The sequence below is a fragment of the Neobacillus sp. BP17 genome (assembly GCF_059579525.1).
The window spans coordinates 4,507,544-4,528,649 of record NZ_CM184198.1 but is presented as its reverse complement, the minus strand read 5'-3'; the positions used below and the strand labels follow the sequence as shown (position 1 = coordinate 4,528,649).

Sequence of the window (21,106 nt, the reverse complement as noted above, 5' to 3'; positions counted from 1 at the left end):
TTATTGGAGGGAATATTTATGGATTTATTACAAGATTTGACTTGGAGAGGGATTATTTACCAGCAAACGGATGAAGAGGGGTTAAAGGATACCTTAAGTAAGGAGCCAATTTCTTTGTATTGCGGTGTCGACCCAACCGCAGATAGTATGCACATCGGCCATTTACTGCCGTTTTTAACATTAAGAAGATTTCAACAGCATGGACACCGTCCGATTGTCTTAGTTGGCGGAGCAACAGGATTAATTGGTGACCCAAGTGGAAAAAGCGAAGAACGAAAGCTGCAAACTCTTGAAACAGTTCAAGATAACGTAGCGGGAATTAAGAAGCAGCTTGAATCTATTTTCGAATTTGCAGGCGAAAATGGGGCTATTATGGTTAATAACTATGATTGGGCAGGCTCTATGGATGTCGTTACATTCTTGCGTGATATTGGTAAACATATCGGCGTGAATTATATGCTTGCAAAAGACACTATTGCCAATCGCCTTGAGACAGGAATTTCATTCACTGAATTCACATACACCATTTTACAAGCGATGGATTTCCTTCATTTGTATGAGAACCATAACTGTAAATTGCAAATCGGAGGAAGTGACCAGTGGGGGAATATCACTACAGGGTTGGAATTAATCCGTAAAGTTCAACCAGAAGGCTCTAAGGCATATGGGTTAACGATTCCGCTTGTGACAAAGGCAGACGGTACTAAGTTTGGGAAAACGGAAAGCGGTGCGATTTGGTTAGATCCTGAAAAAACAACGCCTTACGAGTTCTACCAGTTCTGGATTAATACCGCAGATGCCGATGTTGTTAAATACTTAAAGATTTTCACATTCCTTTCGCACGAGGAAATTGAACAATTAGAGAAGGCTGTTCAAGAAGAGCCTCATCTTCGTAAGGCCCAAAAGGTATTAGCAGAAGAAATGACTCGTTTGATCCATGGAGAAGATTCCTTACAGCAGGCAATCAAAATTTCTCAGGCATTATTTAGTGGGGATGTAAGCAGTCTTTCAGCGATGGAAATTGCGCAGGGTTTTAAAGATGTACCAGCATATACTTCACAAAATGAGGAGAATTTGGTCGACCTTTTAGTTGCGGCGAAAATTTCTCCATCCAAGCGTCAAGCACGGGAAGACATTTCAAATGGTGCCGTCACAGTTAATGGCGAAAAAATCACAGATACCGCTTATGTATTAGCAGAAACAGATCGGATTGAAGGACAATTTACAATTGTTAGAAGAGGTAAGAAGAAGTACACATTAATCAAATACTAATAGGAAAAGGGCTTTGGGTTCAAAGCCCTTTTTTTGGCTGAAATGAATCCTTGTAACAACGTGTTAAATTAGTGTATTTATATCGGAAATCAATCCAATGGGTCAACCGACGATAGACAAAGCCCCGTTACCAACATCTATAAAAACCAAAAAGGCACAACTAGCTATTCATCACTAGTTGTGCCTTGTCTTTTCCCATATGACAGCTTAGGCAGCCTGTTCTTCGATGTGTTCTTTAACTTCATGACCTTCCCATTTAGTGATAACAATAGCAGCTAGTGAGTTACCAACAATGTTTACACATGTACGGGCCATGTCCAGCAGCCTGTCTACGCCTAAAATAAACGCCAAGCCCTCGACTGGAATACCGACACTTCCTAAGGTTGAAAGCAGGACGACAATTGAAACACCAGGGACACCTGCAATTCCTTTTGAGGTAATCATTAAAATAAGGACTAATGTAATCTGTTGTCCAATGCTCATATGAATGCCATACATTTGAGCGATGAACAGTGCTGCAATCGCTTGGTACAAGGTTGAACCATCGAGATTAAAGGAATAGCCAGTCGGAATCACGAATGAAGTAATCCCTTTCGGACAGCCGATTCGCTCCATTTTTTCCATAATTTTCGGAAGGACGGTTTCCGAACTTGCTGTGGAATACCCTAAAATTAATTCGTCTTTCAAGTAAGCTAATAGTTTAAAAATATTATAGCCGGCTATTTTCGCAACGATGCCAAGAATGACAATAATAAAGAATATCATTGCGCCATAAACGGTCAAAACCAATTTTCCAAGCGGTATTAATGATTCCAACCCAAATTTTGAAACCGTAACCCCAATTAAGGCAAACACCCCAAATGGAGCAATCTTCATAATTTGATTGGTTACATAGAACATCGCATCAGCTGTACCCCTAAAAAACGTGATAATCGGCTTGCCTCTTTCACCGATTGCTGCAACGCCAAGTCCAAACATTACGGAGAAGAAAATAATGGCCAACATGTCCCCGTTTGCGAACGCCTGCACCACATTAGTCGGTACGATATTCACAATTGTATCAATATGAGAGTGTGCCTCCGTTGCTTTTTCAGTCGTTACATAGGAGCTGATGTCCGATTTAACGAGTTGTGAACGGTCCACGCCTGTACCTGGATGGAAAACATTGGCGATTAATAATCCAACAATGATTGCGAGTGTTGTAATAATTTCAAAATAAAGGAGCGTTTTTCCGCCGAGCTTCCCTAACGATTTCATATCACCCGTACCTGCCACACCGACAACAAGGCATGAAATAACAATCGGCACGACAATCATTTTAATTAATCGTAAAAAGATGTTTCCAATCGGCTGTAAAAATTCCTCAATATGTGGATTTCCGTAAAAAATGGCACCAACAATAATCCCAAGAATTAAACCAATAAAAATTTGCCATGCTAAACTAATTTTTTTCACTCGCTTCTCTCCCATCGTTAAGTTTTTTGATAGTATTATAGTAGAATATATTCTGTAAACGTTTCCAACATTTACATCATACCTGTAGTACTACGATAAACTACAAAAAACTACAAAGTGGATAAAAATATTTTTACAATTTATAATATTTTTTTTACGATAGAAAGGGAGTAATTGTATTCGCGATAAATTATTAGCGTATTTATTTATGATTATTGCTGTGCCCATTACTGGAGAATTGAAGTTTTACCCCTTAAGCGGAGCTGCTTTAAGATTCAGTATGAGTACAACTGTATTCTTTTTCATTTTATTATGGTCACGAAAAATCCATCCTGTTTTAGCTGGCTTTTTAACGGGAAGTGCAGTTGTTTGCTTTCGGATTATTCTGGACAAGGTACAGGTTGGCTCATTCGAATTCCCAATCCATTTTCCCGTGTTTTTTTATTACATGATTTTTGGCATGTTTTTTCATATTTTCAAGGTAAAGAAATTGTATCATCAGCCGCTTCTCATTGGTCTGCTTGGCATGGTGCTCGAAATCATGGGGAATGTTACCGAAATGACCATTCGTCATTTTACAACCGATATGAAAATGACAACCTCGAGTTTCTTGATTATTATAGGGGTAGCAATTATCCGCAGCTTCTTTGTCCTTGGTTTTTTCAATACCATCTTAGTGCGGGAAACTAGGTTGGCTGAAGAGCAGCAAAAAAAGAGGACCGAAGAGGTTTTACTATTAGTCTCAAATTTGTATGTAGAAATGTTTCAATTGGAAAAATCAGCGAGAGATGCGGAGAAGTTAACTAGCGACTGCTATGCAATATATCGTGATTTAAAAGCTCTAAACAATCAGAATCAAGCACAAGCGATGCTGAAAATCGCCGGGGAATTACACGAGATTAAAAAAGATAATCAACGTATATATGCTGGTTTGTCCAAATTAATGACCAAAGAAAAATTGGATGATTTTATGAACATTCAGGAAATCATTTCTGTTGCAACTATCTCGAATAAAAATTATAGTGAGTTGCTTCGGAAAACGATTGATTTCCAAGTAGGAATTTCCGGTGAACATCCGGAGTACCGCACTTTTATCCTCCTTTCCCTAATCAATAATCTTGTCGCCAATGCTGTGGAAGCCATCGATCAGGAGGGGCAGATTGTGGTAACGGCTGAAAAGGTTCAAGACCTAGTCAAAATAACTATAAAGGATAATGGAAACGGGATATCAAATAAAAACAAAGTGTATATTTTTGAACCAGGCTTTACGACGAAATTTGACCAGGCCGGAATCGCTTCTAATGGAATAGGTTTATCCTACACAAAAAATGTCATTGAAGATCTTGATGGTAAAATTAACCTGATAGAGTCCTCAAAAGAAAATGGAACCACCTTTGAAGTTCAGCTTCCGGTTGTGAATTTAACGAAAAAGGGGTGATATACAGTGAAATTTTTTATTGTCGATGATACCCCAACTATCAGAGGGATGTTATCCAATATTATTGAAGAAGAGGGATTGGGTACGGTTGTGGGGGAGGCAGCTGACGGGTCTGAAGTAGATGCACATACCCTCGATATACAGGAAGTTGATATATTAATGATTGACCTTCTCATGCCCATTAGGGACGGGATTGAGACAGTCAGAGAAATTGCTCCCTCCTTTCGGGGAAAAATCATCATGATCTCCCAAGTCGAAACGAAGGATATGATTAGTGAAGCGTATTCCCTAGGTGTCGTGCATTATATCACCAAGCCGATAAACCGACTTGAGGTGGTAAGTGTCATTAAGAAAGTGAGTGACTATCTTTTACTGGAAAAATCACTTCATAACATTCAAAAGTCATTAAGCTTTTTAACTACGCATAATACAAAAAAACGGCAGATTGAGAACGACCTCCCAAGTAAACAACCCATGTTTCCGTCCTCTGCCAAAAGCATCTTGCTTGAACTTGGAATTGTTGGCAAAAACGGTGAAAAGGATTTGTTGAATCTTCTAGAAATTTTACATCAATGGGACATGGAGGGGAATCGGGAGCTCCCGCCTATGAAGGATCTTTATGAGCGAGCGGCCAAAAAGCGGCTTGGTTCTTCCGTCTCTCCGGAGGAAATTAGAAAAGAAGCCAAGGCTGTGGAACAACGGATCCGCCGAATCCTCCAACAGGTGCTCGAGCATCTTGCTTCACTGGGATTAACCGATTATGCCAACCCAACATTTGAGTACTACTCATCCAAATTGTTTGACTACACCCAAGTAAGAATGAAGATGCTCGAACTGGAGGGAAAAAACCATACCACAACTACCCGAATCGACATCAAAAAATTCCTCTATGCTTTGCAAATGGAGACAAACGGCAGACTATTCCCTAGGTAGTTTACTCTCGTTCAAACAAGTATCCTCTTGGGGAAAACAAAAAAGGGCCAGGACAGCCCTTTTAAATATGTTAATTCCTAGTAAAATAGAATGATATAATCGTTATATTATAAAAAATAAATAAGTTATCATGACTAGAATGGAGTATGAAAGTAGATGTTTAAAAAAGGATTTGCAATCTTAGTTGCAATGTTAAACACGAGGTCAATGGAAGAGTGCTGAAAACATGAATATCTCAGCTTACACCTACGGTTTCGTTATTAACTACAATACACAACGAACTCCGGATAAAGGCAGTGCTATCTTCTTCCACATTGGAAGTGGCTACACGCTCGGATGTACCTCAACTTCTCAAAAGAATGTTGTAAACATCTTGAAATGGTTGAAGCCTAAAAAGAATCCAGTTATCATTCAAACTCCGATTAAGGAGCTAAACAAATACTAATTCTCCACGGAGAAAAAAACAGAATATTTTTCTGTTTTTTTTTTGTCTCTTGTTTATGTACCTTATCATATATAGAACATAGATATCACCGTCATGCTATTACCGGAGTGAAAAAAAAGCCCTAGAAACGTTGATATAACGCGGTTTCTAGGGCTTTTGTGATTGCTTTTTAATAAGCAATTCAATTAACGTGAGTAGAATTCAACGATAAGAGCTTCGTTAATTTCAGCAGGTAATTCAGAACGCTCAGGCAAGCGAGTGAAAGTACCTTCTAATTTGTCAGCATCAAAAGTTAAGAAGTCAGGAACGAAGTTGTTTACTTCGATTGCTTCTTTGATCACATCAAGGTTACGTGATTTTTCACGAACACTGATTGTTTGACCAGGAGTTACGCGGAATGATGGGATATCAACTCGTGAACCATTAACTAAGATGTGGCCGTGGTTAACTAATTGACGTGCTCCACGACGAGTACGTGCTAAACCTAAACGGTATACAACGTTGTCAAGACGTGATTCAAGAAGAACCATGAAGTTTTCACCGTGGATACCAGCTAATTTGCCAGCTTTATCAAAAAGATTACGGAATTGACGCTCAGTTACGCCATACATATGACGAAGCTTTTGCTTCTCTTGTAATTGTAATCCGTATTCAGAAAGCTTTTTGCGTTGGTTTGGACCATGTTGTCCAGGAGCGTAAGGACGCTTTTCTAATTCTTTACCTGTGCCGCTTAGAGAGATTCCAAGACGACGGGAAATTTTCCAGCTAGAGCCAGTATAACGAGCCATGAATGACTCCTCCTTCGTGTTTTTATTTTGGTAAAATAAAAACCGTTATGAGACTCTTTGACAGCCATTTTATTTTCATGCACCTTCGCCCTTGCAGCTAAGGGTTACGAGATACACCATCATTTAAATATGAGGAATAAAATGAAACTATTCAAAGTGAACACAATAGGCTGCAATATTTTACACAAAAAGTATTATATAATTTTTATTCCTCCAAAGTCAAGAATATTTTTAAAGAAGTAAGTACAAACGAATTTTGTAAGAAACATTATTTTAATAAAAGTTAATAATTTATACAAATTAATATCGCCAAAATGTCTGAACATTAACTATAATTAAGAGACTATGTATATATCTGGAATTAGATCGGGTGAAACCTAAATGGATATTCTCGAGTGTGATTTACAGTGGCAAATAAAAAGATACAAACAATTAATAGAGATTACAGAAACACTACATTCATCTTTAGATGTAGAGAACCTTTTAGGTGAATTATGTGTTATTTTGAAAGAATTATATCCTGACTCCTCCTTTTCCTTATTACTTTCACAGGATACATATAGTCATAATGAACTTCCGATTATTGAACTTGAATATGATAGTGAAAATATTGCAGCTATTAAAGCATATGGATCAGGAGAACTTCAATTTGAGTATTCTGCAACTGGTGACCATGCGATTATTTATGCCCCCCTCAAAGGAAAACAAGTAACCTATGGTGTCTTACAGGTAGTGTCAGCAACCACGGATGAATTCGATGAGTTTGAGGTGGAATTTATTTGTTTACTTGCGAGTGCTGCTGGTTGTTCCTTGGAAAATGCCTATCTTTATCAACAATCAAGGCAGGAAATTGCCAATTTACAATTCATCAACGAAACTTCGCATTGCTTAAATTCTAACTTGCGATTAGTTGATACAATGACATATATGTCAGAAAAAATCATTTCATCCATTGATGCACAAGAAGTTGGATTTTTCTTATTCACAAACGAACATGCTAAGGTGAAAATACTCCCAGGTTCAACTCCTTACTTTTACACACCACAAGCCAAATTTTATATTGATTATTTAAAGGGAAAAATTGAAAGAGAAAAAAATCCTTTATTTATTGGAGATTTCAACCTCCAAAACATAAAAAATACACCAAGATTTCATTCGATTCTTGCAGTGCCAATGATTCATAGCGAAAAATTAAAAGGTTTTTCCATTGTAATGCATCAAAAGCCCTATTTCTTTTCTTTTGATACATTTAAACTCCTTCAGTCTCTTATTCATCATTCATCGCTTGCACTAACCAATTCCATGCTCAGAGAAGAGTTGGAGCATATGATTATTACCGATCATCTAACAAAGCTCTATTCACGTAAATTTTTAGATGAGAGGATTCAGGGGTCAATGAAAGAGTCCGGAGAAGGTACTTTTATCCTGCTCGATATTGACAATTTTAAAGAAATAAATGATACATATGGCCATCAGGTGGGAGATCAAGTTCTAGTACAGGTTGCAAAATTGATAAAAAACAATATTCGTGGAGAAGATATCGGTGCCCGCTGGGGTGGGGAAGAGTTGGCTCTTTATCTTCCGGAAGTTCCATTAGACAAAGGGGCGGCTGTAGCTGAAAGATTAGTAAAAAAAATTGCTGAATCCTCTGTGCCGCATATTACGGTGTCTTGTGGTGTTTCTTATTGGAATAAGGAGCAGGTTGATGCCTACAGTTACCTATTTAAAAGGGCAGATGAAGCCCTTTATATTGCAAAGGGGACAGGAAAGAACAAGGTTGTCATTCAAAAGCAAAGTATTAGAGTTTGTTAGGAGAGGGCACTCATATGAAGAGTGCCCTAACGATATTTATCAAACTGACATATTATAAATTAACAAAATGCAAACGTTTTCAAACAGGAGGAATTAAAAATGGAGAAAAAGAAATCGCGGTTTGAAACGGAAGTTATTCATTCAGGCTACAAGGCGGATGAACATCAAGACAGTTTAGTTCCCCCTTTATATCAAACATCCACCTTCATTTTTGCCAACGCCGAACAAGGGGAAAGAAGGTTTGCCGGTCAGGAAGAGGGATTTATTTATTCACGCTTGGGAAATCCAACCGTGAAAATATTGGAAGACAGGATCGCCGTTCTTGAACAAGGTGAAGCGGGCTTAGCGTTTTCGTCTGGAATGGCAGCCGTCAGTGCAGTGTTAGTGGCCTTAACAAAGACGGGGGATCATATTCTTTGTTCACAAGGAGTATATGGTTGTACCTTTGGTTTGTTAGAGCTATTAAAAGAGAAATATGGTATCGACCACCACTTTTCTTTAATGAACTCGGCGGATTTATTAGAACAAGAACTCCGTCCAAACACCGCATGTATCTATATTGAAACGCCGATAAATCCTACCATGAAGTTGGTAGATTTAGAATTAGTGGCGAGGGTGGCGAATGAAAAAGGGATTCCTGTTGTGGTGGATAACACATTTTGTTCCCCCTATATTCAAACCCCTCTAACACTTGGGTGCGATGTTGTCATTCATAGTGCAACCAAATATATCTGCGGACATGGAGATGTCATTGCGGGGCTTGTCGTTGGAAAGAAGGAGTTTATTAGACAAGTATCAAAGACGACCCAAAAAGACATTGGTGGGATTATCTCACCTTTTGATGCTTGGCTTTTATTAAGAGGGATGAAAACACTGCCACTACGCATGGACCGCCACTGTGAAAATGCCAGGAAATTGTTTCGATTTTTGAAAGACCATCCGAAAATCGAAACAGTTTATTTTCCTGGCGATCCAGAGCATCAAGATTTTTCAATTGCAAAAAATCAAATGAAACAACCAGGCGGGCTTATTTCTTTTACAATCAAGGGAACAAAGGAAACAGCACAACAGTTGATGAATCAACTCCAATTAATAAAAATTGCTGTTAGTCTCGGTGATGCTGAGTCATTAATCCAACATCCTGCGACGATGACCCATGCAGTTGTACCAGAGGAAGAACGAAAAAAAATGGGCTTTGATGATACCTTGCTGCGGCTATCTGTTGGCCTAGAAGCATGGGAGGATCTTCAAGAAGACCTCGAACAAGCGCTGGATAAGATATAATAGAAAGAGCATAAAAGTAAATAGGCGGAGAATTTCCGGTTAAATGCATAACGAAGCTCGTTTCGGGGTAAATAAGGGAAGTTTTTCCGCTTATGCAAGGCAAAATCTCTCATTTTCACGTTTTTCGAGTCAATAGGCGGAATTTCTCCGCCTATTTTGGTTATTTTTAATGATAATTTCTAAATAAGCGGAATTTTTCCGGTTATTTATTAGCTCGAGTGCTTAACCTGAAAGAAACCTTTATGAATAAAGAAAAAGACGTATGCCCATTCATACGTTAATTCTTTTGTCTTTTAATAATAAAGCACCCCAAAACGCACCCCTTTGGGAAACTTCCTCTGTGGTTTTTCTATATATGTTCAACCAGAACAGCCACAAACTCTTCTAGTTTTTGTTGATCTAACTCATCAAAGCGATTCTTTTCTGGGGAATCAATATCAAGAACACCAAGTAGCTCTCCATCCTTTATCAACGGAACGACAATTTCTGATTGGGACGCAGCATCACAGGCAATGTGGCCTGGAAACAGATGAACGTCAGCAACTAGAACCGTTTCCTGTTTTAAGGCAGCCGTTCCACAAACCCCTTTACCAACCGGAATTCGGACACACGCAGGAAGACCCTGGAATGGCCCCAGGACAAGCTGTCGGTTTTTATCCATTAAATAAAATCCAACCCAATTAATTCGATCAAGAAATTGATTCAGCAGGGCACTTGCATTGCTAAGATTGGCGATTTGATTGTCCTCATCATGAATGAGAGCATGCAACTGTTTTATGACAAGATTATAATTTTCTTCGCGGCTCCCTGAATACATTTCGACGTTAAACATGAAATTTCCCCTTTGTTTCAACAATTTAATATAAGTATTTTATCAAATTTACAGGAATATAAGCAGACTTTGTCGATAATTTTATAAAGGAATCTGTCGTGTAACAAAGAATTTTTAAGTAAGGGGATTATCGGGTATTCCAGAAAGGGGCCACTATTATGAAGAAAAATGCTAAAGAAGCAATAGTAAAGGCTGCTATCACATTGTTTACGTCCAATGGTTATACAGGAACGTCCATAAGGGATATCGCCCGTCTTGCTAACGTAAATACGGCAACCATTGCCTACCATTTTGAAAACAAACCAGGTCTATTAGAATATTGCTTTACGCATTTTTTTGAACAATATATTAGTAAGATGGAAGAAGCCTATGCATCCATTGAAAGGGGAGCAAAGGAATGTTTAAAACGAATTGTCGCGGATTTATTACACTATCAATGTGAAAATAGTAAATTGGCTAGTTTGGTTTACCGAGAAATGTCGATGGACTCACAAATAGTAAGAGAAATCATGTCTACTTATTTACTTAAAGAAAAATACTATTTTCAATTAATCTTTGAGAGGGGTTTTGAATGGAATGAGTTTCGTCCTCATTCGATTCCCTATTTAATTATTCAATTAAAAGGACTACTTATGATGCCATTTATGAACACCCATTACATGAGGGAAGTGTTATATGTTTTTCCTAATGAACCATTTTTTGAACAGAAATATTTAAAAGATATAAATTTATGGATTGATAAAACATTATGTTCGGATGTGCCAAGGAAATTAGGGGCAGTCGTAAAATAGCGGCAATCGCTATTTTTTTTTATTTTACAAAAAAAATGAAATTAATAGTCAAAAAATGTCGTTTACATGGTATCATAATAGCATTGAACAGAACATTATTAGATTCATTTAAAATAGATGTACGATAACTGCATTTGGAAAGAATGTTTTTGGAAATAGGGGGCTTACTTGTGAAATTTTTCATTGGATTTTTTATCCTAATACTGGCCTTAATCGTAGTAGGGTATCTAATTAAGAAAAAGTACTTTAAGGAAATGGATCGATTGGAAGCTTGGAAAATCGATTTAATGAATCGTCCAGTACTGGATGAAATGTCAAAGGTTAAGCTGCTTAATATGACAGGTCAAACGGAAGAGCTTTTCGAACGTTGGCGAAATCAGTGGGACGAGGTTGTTACGGTGCAACTTCCTAAATTAGAAGAAATGCTTTTCGATGCAGAAGAGTACATAGATCGGTATCGTTTTAATAAAGCTAAAGGTGTCCAACTAGCAATCGCTGGGAAGTTACAAGAAACAGAGGATCAGATAAAAAGTATTTTAGAAGAGTTACATGAATTGGTTGGCAGCGAGGAAAAGAACCGTGTTGAAATTGAGGGATTAAAAGAGCAGTATCGGGAATCTAAGAAAATGCTGCTTGCCCACCGCCACAGTTTTGGCAATTCAGAAAAGTCTTTAGAAGAACAACTTAATGGCGTGTCACAAAAGTTTCAGGAATTTGATGAAAAAACGGAACAAGGTAATTATCTTGAAGCCCGTGAAGTAGTTTTGTCGATTCAAAGTCAGCTGGGGACGATTAAAAAAGATATGGAATTAATCCCGCAGTTATTAATTGAATGTCAATCGCTTCTTCCGAATCAGCTATCCGATATTCTTGAAGGGTACCGTGAAATGTCTGGCCAAGAATATTACTTAGAACATATCAACGTGGATGAAGAGCTAAAACGCTTAGAGGAAAAGCTGTCTGAGAATTTAATACTCATCGAAGCGACGAAGATTGACGAGGCAGTGGAAGGTATAGCAGAGATAAAGGAAAGAATCGATATCCTATTCGATCAATTGGAAAAAGAAGTTCATGCTAAGCATTTTGTGTTAAAAAATGAACAAATTGCTAGTGATCTCCTCCTTTCCGCGTATGAGGAAAATAGTCATCTATCAAGTGAACTCCTTCATGTTCAAGAAAGTTACCAGTTGTCCGATAGTGATTTTGAAACACAGCGTCATCTGGAAAAGGAACTTTCTAGTGTCTATAAACATTTTGAGATCCTAATAGAAAAAGTAAAATTAAACGAAATAGCACAAAGCGTCATAAGCGAAGAGTTGGCTCAGATTAAAGAACAGCTGGATATTATCCGTGAGGGACAGCAAGATTTTGCTTTAAAACTCCAAGCCCTTAGGAAAGATGAATTTGAAGCAAGAGAGACACTTAAAGAACTTACAAAAAAGGTGGGGGAAACCGTTCGTCTCGTGACGAAGGGCAATGTGCCAGGCTTACCAGAGGATTATAAGTATTTGTTTGAGGATACAAATGAGAGTATTCAAAATGTGAAATACCAACTTGAAGAAAAACCGCTTAACATTTCCGCTTTAAATCAGTATTTAGAAATTGCTGTTTTAACAGTGGATAAACTTACTAATTCAACGATTGAACTATTAGAAAATGTGATGCTTGCAGAAAAAGCTATTCAATATGGGAATCGATATAAAACCCAGTACCCAGCAGTAGCTAAAGGCTTAAAGGAAGCAGAAATTGCGTTTAGACATTATGATTACCAACAGGCTCTTGAACAAGCGGCAGCAACACTGGACGTTATTGATCCCGATGCTTTGAAAAAAATAAAAGCTTCATTTGTCAGTGAGTAAATAATTAAAAACCGATCAGTGCACTCTTTGGCTGAATCGGTTTTTTGTTTTTCCTTTTATTTATCTTTATGATAAGATTTATTTTTGTAAGTGCAATGGTTCGGAAGTTCGGAGGAGAAAAAATGATTTATTTAGATAATAGTGCAACGACTAAACCGTTTAAAGAAGTGTTAGATTCTTTTGTTACAGTATCGAGTGAATATTATGGGAACCCGTCCTCACTACACAATATGGGTGCACAAGCAGAAAAGTTGTTATCCCAGGCACGAGAACAAGTGAGCAAGCTCCTAAAGGTGAAGCCCTCCGAGATTTATTTTACCTCTGGAGGCACTGAAGGAAATAATTTAGCAATTAAAGGGACTGCATTATTGCATAAAAATAAAGGACGCCACTTGATTACATCAAGTGTAGAGCATCCATCCGTACGATCTGCGATGGAACAGCTTGAACAGGAGGGTTTTGAGATTACCTACCTGCCTGTGGACCGGTACGGAAGGATTAGTGTCGCTGACCTTGAAAGCGCGATTAGGAAAGATACTATTTTAATTTCGATTATGCATGTGAATAATGAAGTTGGAACGGTTCAGCCGATAGAAGAAATTGGTGACCTATTAAAAAAATATCCGACGATTTTATTCCATGTGGATGCTGTTCAAAGTATAGGGAAAATTCCTCTTTTACTAAAGGAAGGCAGGGTGGATTTCTGCTCGCTATCCGGCCATAAATTTCATGGTTTAAAGGGGACTGGTGCCCTTTATATTCGTGAAGGTACAAGACTCGCTCCATTATTTTCTGGGGGGAATCAGGAACGGAAACTTCGCAGCGGTACTGAAAATGTGGCAGGTGCAGTTGCGATGGCCAAAGCACTCAGGATGACCTTAACGAAAGCGGAAACCGGGTTAGTAAGAATGAAGAAGATTCAAAGCATGCTCAGGAATGGATTAATTGAAATAGAAGATGTTCAAATTCATACGCCACATGAACATGCAGCCCCGCATATCATAAATTTTTCACTAAAAGGAATTAAGTCGGAGGTATTTATCCACTCGCTTGAGCAGAAAGGCATCTATGTTTCAACAACAAGTGCATGTTCCTCAAAGAAAAAATCGCCTAGTAAGACGCTTCTAGAAATGGGTGTTCCTGAGACGTTAGCGGAAAGTGCCATCAGAATAAGTCTTTCCTTTGAAAATAGTATAGAAGAAGCAATTACGGCTTTAGAGGGCTTCAAAGAATCTGCAGACCAATTAAGGAAGGTAATGAAATAAATGGAATACGAACGAATACTAATACGCTATGGTGAAATCTCAACAAAAGGCAGAAATCGTAATAAATTTGTTGATAAGTTAAAAAAAAGTGTAAGAATCGCGCTTGCTCCTTTTCCGAACGTGAAAGTGGAAGCAGGCCGTGACCGGATGTATGTCTTATTAAATGGTGAAGCTTGCGAAAAAGTTATTGATAAATTAGAGAATATTTTTGGAATCCAGTCTTTTAGCCCTGCGATTAAGGTAGAAAGAGGTTTGGAGGAATTAAAGCAGAGCTCGCTAGAATTAGTTCGCTCTCTTTATAGGGATGGACAAACCTTCAAGATAACACCTAAAAGATCGGATAAATCGTTTGAGTTGGATACTGATGGAATCAATCATACCATCGGCGGCTATTTATTGCAGAATATCCCAGGGTTGAAAGTGAATGTGAAAAATCCAGATATTAATTTACGAATTGAAGTCAGAAAAGAAGCCATTTATCTTTCATGTCAAACCATCCAAGGTGCTGGCGGGCTTCCCGTTGGGTCAAGCGGTAAAGCTATGCTCATGCTTTCAGGTGGGATTGACAGCCCTGTTGCAGCTTATATGGCAATGAAAAGAGGAGTAGAAGTCGAAGCAGTCCATTTCTTCAGTCCTCCATTTACTAGTGAAAGGGCAAAAGAAAAGGTCATTGATCTTTCAAAAAAACTAGCTGAAATATATGGCTCACTGAAATTGCATATTGTCCCGTTTACAAATATTCAGCAAACGATTCGTGAACAAATACCAGAAAATTACTCGATGACATCCACCAGAAGAATGATGCTGCGAATTACAGATGAAATTCGAAAAAAACACGAAGGTTTGGCGATTATTACCGGTGAAAGCCTAGGTCAGGTGGCGAGCCAGACATTAGAAAGTATGTTTGCAATCAATGAAGTAACCAATACTCCTATTTTGCGGCCATTGATTACAATGGACAAAACAGATATTATAAAAATTGCGCAAGAAATTGATACACTTGAAATCTCAAACAGGCCTTTTGAAGATTGCTGTACCATCTTTGTACCTTCCTCACCGAAAACAAAGCCAAAAAGAGAAAAGGTTCAGCATTTTGAAAGTTTTTTTGATTTTGAACCCTTGATCCATGAAGCAGTACAGGGGACAGAAACAATTGTCGTCAAACCGGATCAAAAACAGCACTCAGAATTTAGCGAATTATTTTAAGAAGGTAAAATTCGAACAATTTGTGAACAATTACCAATTGTAAGATAGAATGAAGTTCTTAAGTTCTACACATTCTATACTCACAAGGAGGTGATATCACATGGCAAACAACAACAACTCAAATCAATTATTGGTTCCTGGTGTTGAACAAGCTCTAAGCCAAATGAAATATGAAATTGCTTCTGAATTTGGTGTAAATCTTGGAGCTGACACTACTTCACGCGCTAACGGATCTGTTGGTGGTGAAATCACAAAGCGTCTGGTAGCAATGGCTGAATCACAATTAGGCGGCGGATTCTCTCGTTAATAAAAAATTAATACGATGGCTACAGAGAGCGTGGGGGTTTCCCCACGCTCTCTTTTTATGGTCCAGATAGTAAAAAATAATTGTATCTGAATAATAATACAAAATTATCTAATAATTTTGTATAATTAATATTGTGGGATAAAAATAACATATTGTTAGGGGGAGAAGCATGAAGCGGGAAGATTTGATTGCACCGGAAAAGTATAATCTAGTCTCAGAAGTGGAGCATTTTGCGAAGAATCCAAACAGAGTGGCATTAAAGTGGGAGAATGAAGCAGGTGACACCCAACAAGTTACATATGAACAATTAATGAGAAAAGTGAATCAAGCGGCAAATGTGTTCGCTAGGAATGGCTTAAATAAGGGAGATGTAGTCCTTGTCATCGTACCGCGACTCATTGAAGCATATGTCGTTTATTTGGCTGCTTTAAAAGCGGGATTGGTCGTTATTCCAAGTTCGGAAATGTTAAAGGAAAAGGATTTGCAATATCGGATAACACACGGTGATGTAAAGGGTGTAATAAGTCATTATCCATACGCGGATCAATTTGAAAATATCAACAAAACCCAGCCATTGCTCAGATTTACGATTGGTGGAACTGAACCGGACTGGATTGACTTGGACACTGAGATGGCAACTGCTTCCGAATCCTTTGAACAAGCAGACACCCTTAGAGAAGATATGGCCTTTTTATCCTATACATCTGGAACAACTGGGAATCCTAAAGGTGTGGTCCATACACATGGCTGGGCTTATGCACATTTAAAAACAGCTGCACCACAGTGGCTTTGTATTGAAGATGGTGACACAGTTTGGGCAACTGCTGGCCCAGGATGGCAAAAATGGATTTGGAGTCCTTTCTTATCCGTTCTTGGCTCCGGTGGTACTGGCTTAGTTTACAGTGGAAAATTTGAACCGAAAAAATATTTAAGTCTCCTCCAAAAATATGATGTAAATGTCCTTTGCTGTACACCAACGGAATATCGACTAATGGCGAAAGTTGATAACTTAGCTGATTACCAATTACCAAATCTTCATAGTGCTGTCTCGGCAGGGGAACCATTAAATCGAGAAGTAATTGACACGTTTAGAAAACATTTTAATATTGATGTCCGTGACGGTTATGGACAAACAGAGAATACTTTGCTTGTAGGCGTTACCAAAGGAATGGAATTGAAATCTGGTTCCATGGGCAAGCCGACGCCTGGGAACAGAGTTGAAATCATAAACGAAGAGGGCATGGTGTGTGCAGTCGGTGAAGTGGGTGATATCGCTGTCCATGTAGAAACGCCAGCCTTATTTAAAAACTATTATAAAGACCCGGAAAGAACAGCAATGCAGTTCCGGGGTGATTATTATGTAACCGGTGATAAAGCAAAGATGGACGAAGAAGGCTATTTTTGGTTTGAAGGACGTGGGGATGATATTATTATCAGCTCTGGCTATACGATTGGACCATTTGAAGTGGAAGATGCACTTGTTAAACATCCGTTTGTAAAGGAATGTGCAGTCGTGGCAAGTCCCGATGAGATTCGCGGCTTTATTGTCAAAGCATTTGTTGTCTTAAAAGAAGATGTTGATTCCTCCGACCCTGAATTAACAAAAACATTACAGGAGCATGTAAAAACGCTTACAGCGCCATATAAGTATCCAAGGAAAATTGAATATATCACAGAACTTCCAAAAACAACCTCTGGGAAAATTCGCCGGATTGAACTTCGGAAAAAAGAACTTGAGGGAGCGAAACAAGCATAAGGTTTGTTGGAGAGCGAGCAGGCGGAATTTCGTCTGCTTTTTGTGCGACGGGCAGTCGCGTAGAGTGTTGACTCAGTCGACACTCTTCTTTTTCATTATCTGAAAGAGACGTCATCTCGGTGAAACGACTTGGTGAGGATAATGAATAGGAATCCCAGATGGTGAAAATCCATACCCAAGGAGACTGACCTAGCTTGGGAAGCTTAATCTAGGGCAACACCGTGAGGTGTTGTCTGAAGGAGATGCGGAAAGTCGAGAGACCCGTAAGCGAATAGGTAGACCCTAATGCAATAAGTGTGAAGCACGGCGGCGAGATAAGTTGGCGACTTTTCGAAGAGTAAGGAAGCCCACTCAGGAGACATTTTCCTCAGAAGTCAGAACGAGAAAATGTAACTTATAGCGTGATGGTGCAGGGTATGCTTAGAAGGGAAATGCGATGACCCCGTGAGGACTCCACCTTACCGAACAGGCAGGGTTCTAGTCTATAAGGGTAATCCGAAGTGACAAAGAACAGGTGGAGTAGTCAGACATTCTCATAGTACGGGAGTAACTTGATGACCAGAACATCGAGTGAACGGAAGGGGAATGACCTATGGCTCCAAGCCATGAACAAGATGTAATGCCAACAATCATGTTACTGCGGTAAAACCGTTTGAATGTACATCAAGGAAAGGCGTGGAATATGCAATGAATCAAGAGTGGAAAATGAAATTACATAGTGTATATGGACAACTCTTATTTGACCGTAAATTAACCGAAAGTTTTCTTAAAGTAAAAGAAAACAAAGGTGTAGGTGGGATTGACGGAGAAACCATTGAAAGTTATGAAGCTAAATTAGATGAGAACATTCAAATCCTCCTTAACAAATTAAGGGCAAAATCGTATCAACCTCAACCAGTAAAAAGAGTATACATTCCCAAGAAGAATGGTAAGAGGCGTCCTCTTGGAATCCCTACGATAGAAGACCGTATTGTGCAACAGAGTGTGGTAAACGTATTACAACCAAAATTCGAAGATATGCTCTTTCACAATTGGTCAGTGGGTTACCGTCCAAATCGTGGAGTCAAACGAGCGTTACAATTAATTTTATGGAACATAGAATCTGGTTATAATCATATTTACGATTGTGATATTAAAGGATTCTTTGATAACATACCTCATAATAATCTCCTTCTAGTATTAAGGAAATATGTATCGGACCGTACGGTCCTTAATATGATTGAGAAATGGCTCAAAGCTGGGCATATGGAAGAGGGGAAAACCATTCATTCTGATTACGGGACACCTCAAGGTGGTGTCATTTCACCTCTCCTTGCCAATGTCTATCTAAACGAAATGGATTGGGAATGGGATTTAAACGGGATACGATTTGTCCGTTATGCAGATGATTTTCTACTATTTGCTAAAACAAAAGAGGATATTAAGAAGGCTGCCGTAATAACCAAGGATAAGTTAAAAGAACTCGGACTAGAAATTTCTAAAGAAAAGACAAAAATAGTAGATTTTAAGAAAGACGATTTCGATTTTCTTGGCTTTACATTTCACCATTGGAGAGAAGGAAAGAAAGACAAAAAGCCTGTCTTTCATGTAACACCAAAGGAAGAATCCATTAAAGACTTTCGTCTTAAGATAAAGGAAAAGACACGCAAAACACTTACATTGAGTAAGGAAGAGTGGATTGAACGTGTTAACCCTATAATCAGGGGGAAAGTCAATTACTACCTAACTGTAGTTGATGCAGTAAAAGGAAATATAAAATTAGGGATTTCAAACCATTGTATTACAAGGTGGGTTCGAAGAACCCTTTCTTCTCTAGATGGTTACATAAGAAAAAGACTAAGGGTGGCTTTTATTCATAATCATCCCTCGCAAAGAAAAGAGAGGAAGATGCGTAGTCTTTGGAGTAAAGCCTTCTTTCTCAAAATTAATCTGATTCCCACATATTGGCTCTATTTAAATAAAGCATATGGGTACACAAAGGAACAGTATTTAAACGAAATGACTAGTAAAGCAAAAAGGGACCTTCAAAACAGCATCAAACGTTCAAAAGCAAAAGGTGAGGAATATTATTCTCCTCACCGACTTCAAAAGATGCAAAATGCCTGGAACGCATCCTCTTGATAAACATTGTAACATTTGGTAAGCCGTATGCCTTAATAGGGCACGTACGGTTTGATAAGGGGGAAGCCTTGAGAAAGGTTTCCCTACTTTATTCTTTAGGCTGTGTTAAAGGTTAACGTTGATTTTAGCACTCTGTTGATTGGAGAGGAAGGCACGAAGACTCCTGCGGGAGTACGGGGCAGGGGAGACCCCGCAGGAGCAAAGCGACGAGTTATCATGAACGAAACTAGCTCCTTACTCGTAACATCGTAGGTTAATTTGGTTAGAATGTTTACTGAAAAAAACATAACCAAATCAGAGCTACATTACGGAAGGAGCTAGTTATTATGAAGGATACCATAAAATACGTAGGTTTAGACGTATCAAAAGAAAAAATAGCTGTTGCGATTGCAGATGAGGGTCGAGATGAGCCTAGATATTGGGGCATGATTTCGAATACACCAGAAGCAGTTAAGAAATTGATGAAAAAGTTAGGAAACAGCGAGAACTTACGAGTGTGTTACGAAGCAGGTCCTACCGGATATGCATTGTATAGGTTATTCCTTACTCTAAATATTCACTGTATGGTTATAGCGCCATCTTTAATTCCTCAAAAACCTGGTGAGCGTATTAAAACGGATCGTAGAGATTCCGTTCGACTGGCTCAATTATATCGAGCTGGAGAATTAACTTCTGTTTACGTTCCTACTCCAGAGGATGAGGCTTTACGAGATCTTGTTAGATGTCGAGAGGATGCAAAAGAAGACGAATTAAGGGCTAAACACCGGTTAAGTAAATTTTTACTACGTTATGATATCCAACCTCCATCAAAGGGAAAAAAATGGACCGTTAGGTATTATAGATGGTTGGACACGGTAAAGTTTGAAAACTCAAAACTACAAGTGGTTTTTCAAGAGTACTACCATCAAATTAAAGAGATACAACAACGAGTCTTGAGACTAGAAGAAGAAATCAGAATACAAGCAACGAACAGTATTCATGCCCCAATCATTCAAGCTTTACAAGCTTTAAGAGGCGTTGCGCTAATAACAGCGACAAGTATTGCGGCGGAAATAGGTTCTTTTAAGCGCTTTTCTACCGCTAGACAGTTTATGGCGTATTTGGGGTTAGTACCTAGTGAATTTTCGAGTGGTGAAAGTAGAAGACAAGGTAAGATCACCAAAACAGGAAATCGGCATGTCCGGCGACTACTCGTGGAATCGGCGTGGAGTTATAGATATAAACCGTCTGTTAAAGGTGAATTACAAAAAAGACAAGATGGACAGTCGCCGACTGTTCTAGCAATATCCTGGAAAGCACAAAACCGACTTCATAAGAAATATTTTCGATTATTATCAAGAGGAAAAGAAAGTGGTAAAGCCATCACGGCAGTAGCAAGAGAGCTAGCAGGTTTTATTTGGGCAATCACGCAGGAATTAGACGAAGTAGTACCAGCAGCTTAAAGAAGTACGATTCTCTATGACATTAGTACATTAGAAATAAAATAGATGGATGAGAATAGGGCTCGAAGGCAAAGAGAAAAACCGGAAAGGAAAACCCACG

Annotated in this window: 16 protein-coding genes and 1 pseudogene; 14 read left to right on the top strand and 3 right to left on the bottom strand. The window is 38.7% G+C overall.

Annotation, left to right across the window (positions count from 1 at the left end):
• Positions 1 to 18 precede the first annotated feature (18 nt).
• Positions 19 to 1,272, top strand: a complete 1,254-nt coding sequence (tyrS, locus tag AC4QJR_RS22150; RefSeq protein ID WP_496524200.1) for a tyrosine--tRNA ligase — start codon at positions 19 to 21, stop codon at positions 1,270 to 1,272.
• Between the two features lie 207 nt (positions 1,273 to 1,479).
• Here tyrS and AC4QJR_RS22145 read toward each other — a convergent pair whose 3' ends face one another.
• The gene (locus AC4QJR_RS22145) at positions 1,480 to 2,727 is read right to left on the bottom strand and encodes a cation:dicarboxylate symporter family transporter (protein WP_496524199.1); all 1,248 of its coding nucleotides are present in this window, start codon (positions 2,725 to 2,727) and stop codon (positions 1,480 to 1,482) included.
• Between the two features lie 208 nt (positions 2,728 to 2,935).
• On the opposite strand from AC4QJR_RS22145, the gene AC4QJR_RS22140 reads away from it, so the two are divergent.
• From AC4QJR_RS22140 to AC4QJR_RS22130, 3 genes and pseudogenes are all read left to right on the top strand, one after another.
• Entirely contained in the window at positions 2,936 to 4,165 is a 1,230-nt protein-coding gene (locus AC4QJR_RS22140) for a sensor histidine kinase (RefSeq protein WP_496524198.1), read from the top strand.
• Positions 4,166 to 4,171: 6 nt separating this feature from the next.
• On the top strand, positions 4,172 to 5,098 hold the full coding sequence (locus AC4QJR_RS22135) for a response regulator (RefSeq protein WP_496524197.1): 927 nt from the start codon (positions 4,172 to 4,174) through the stop codon (positions 5,096 to 5,098).
• A gap of 199 nt (positions 5,099 to 5,297) precedes the next feature.
• A pseudogene (locus tag AC4QJR_RS22130) lies at positions 5,298 to 5,543 on the top strand (SH3 domain-containing protein); the annotation flags it as partial.
• A 185-nt stretch (positions 5,544 to 5,728) separates the two neighbouring features.
• Here the strand turns inward: AC4QJR_RS22130 and rpsD are convergent.
• Positions 5,729 to 6,331 carry a 30S ribosomal protein S4 gene (gene rpsD, locus AC4QJR_RS22125; protein ID WP_026563299.1) on the bottom strand — a complete coding sequence of 201 codons (603 nt, stop codon included), beginning with the start codon at positions 6,329 to 6,331 and terminating at the stop codon, positions 5,729 to 5,731.
• A gap of 381 nt (positions 6,332 to 6,712) precedes the next feature.
• Between rpsD and AC4QJR_RS22120 the strand changes: the two genes are divergently transcribed.
• Both AC4QJR_RS22120 and megL read left to right on the top strand, forming a co-directional pair.
• Complete coding sequence (locus AC4QJR_RS22120) at positions 6,713 to 8,143, top strand: sensor domain-containing diguanylate cyclase (protein WP_496524196.1); 1,431 nt, start codon at positions 6,713 to 6,715, stop codon at positions 8,141 to 8,143.
• Positions 8,144 to 8,242: 99 nt separating this feature from the next.
• A complete protein-coding gene (megL, locus tag AC4QJR_RS22115; protein ID WP_375375174.1) occupies positions 8,243 to 9,427 on the top strand; it encodes a methionine gamma-lyase in 1,185 nt (394 codons plus the stop codon).
• A 349-nt stretch (positions 9,428 to 9,776) separates the two neighbouring features.
• On the opposite strand, the gene AC4QJR_RS22110 is transcribed toward megL, so the two are convergent.
• Positions 9,777 to 10,259, bottom strand: a complete 483-nt coding sequence (locus AC4QJR_RS22110; protein WP_496524195.1) for a GAF domain-containing protein — start codon at positions 10,257 to 10,259, stop codon at positions 9,777 to 9,779.
• A gap of 158 nt (positions 10,260 to 10,417) precedes the next feature.
• Between AC4QJR_RS22110 and refZ the strand changes: the two genes are divergently transcribed.
• The 8 genes from refZ to AC4QJR_RS22070 all read left to right on the top strand — a co-directional run bounded on the left by refZ (position 10,418) and on the right by AC4QJR_RS22070 (position 21,006).
• On the top strand, positions 10,418 to 11,050 hold the full coding sequence (gene refZ, locus AC4QJR_RS22105) for a forespore capture DNA-binding protein RefZ (RefSeq protein WP_098574509.1): 633 nt from the start codon (positions 10,418 to 10,420) through the stop codon (positions 11,048 to 11,050).
• Between the two features lie 170 nt (positions 11,051 to 11,220).
• The gene (ezrA, locus tag AC4QJR_RS22100) at positions 11,221 to 12,909 is read left to right on the top strand and encodes a septation ring formation regulator EzrA (protein ID WP_496524194.1); all 1,689 of its coding nucleotides are present in this window, start codon (positions 11,221 to 11,223) and stop codon (positions 12,907 to 12,909) included.
• A 122-nt stretch (positions 12,910 to 13,031) separates the two neighbouring features.
• A complete protein-coding gene (locus AC4QJR_RS22095) occupies positions 13,032 to 14,174 on the top strand; it encodes a cysteine desulfurase family protein (RefSeq protein ID WP_496524193.1) in 1,143 nt (380 codons plus the stop codon).
• Positions 14,175 to 15,380 (top strand): tRNA uracil 4-sulfurtransferase ThiI, encoded by a 1,206-nt coding sequence (gene thiI, locus AC4QJR_RS22090; RefSeq protein WP_496524192.1) that lies wholly within the window; start codon positions 14,175 to 14,177, stop codon positions 15,378 to 15,380.
• Positions 15,381 to 15,480: 100 nt separating this feature from the next.
• Positions 15,481 to 15,687, top strand: a complete 207-nt coding sequence (locus tag AC4QJR_RS22085) for an alpha/beta-type small acid-soluble spore protein (RefSeq protein WP_088089259.1) — start codon at positions 15,481 to 15,483, stop codon at positions 15,685 to 15,687.
• 169 nt (positions 15,688 to 15,856) lie between these two features.
• Positions 15,857 to 17,443: an acyl-CoA synthetase MbcS gene (gene mbcS, locus AC4QJR_RS22080; RefSeq protein ID WP_496524191.1), complete on the top strand. Its 1,587-nt coding sequence runs from the start codon at positions 15,857 to 15,859 to the stop codon at positions 17,441 to 17,443.
• Positions 17,444 to 18,130: 687 nt separating this feature from the next.
• Positions 18,131 to 19,564: a group II intron reverse transcriptase/maturase gene (gene ltrA / locus AC4QJR_RS22075; RefSeq protein WP_496523769.1), complete on the top strand. Its 1,434-nt coding sequence runs from the start codon at positions 18,131 to 18,133 to the stop codon at positions 19,562 to 19,564.
• A 326-nt stretch (positions 19,565 to 19,890) separates the two neighbouring features.
• Positions 19,891 to 21,006, top strand: coding sequence for an IS110 family RNA-guided transposase (locus tag AC4QJR_RS22070; RefSeq protein WP_496524190.1), 1,116 nt, complete (start codon positions 19,891 to 19,893; stop codon positions 21,004 to 21,006).
• Positions 21,007 to 21,106 lie beyond the last annotated feature (100 nt).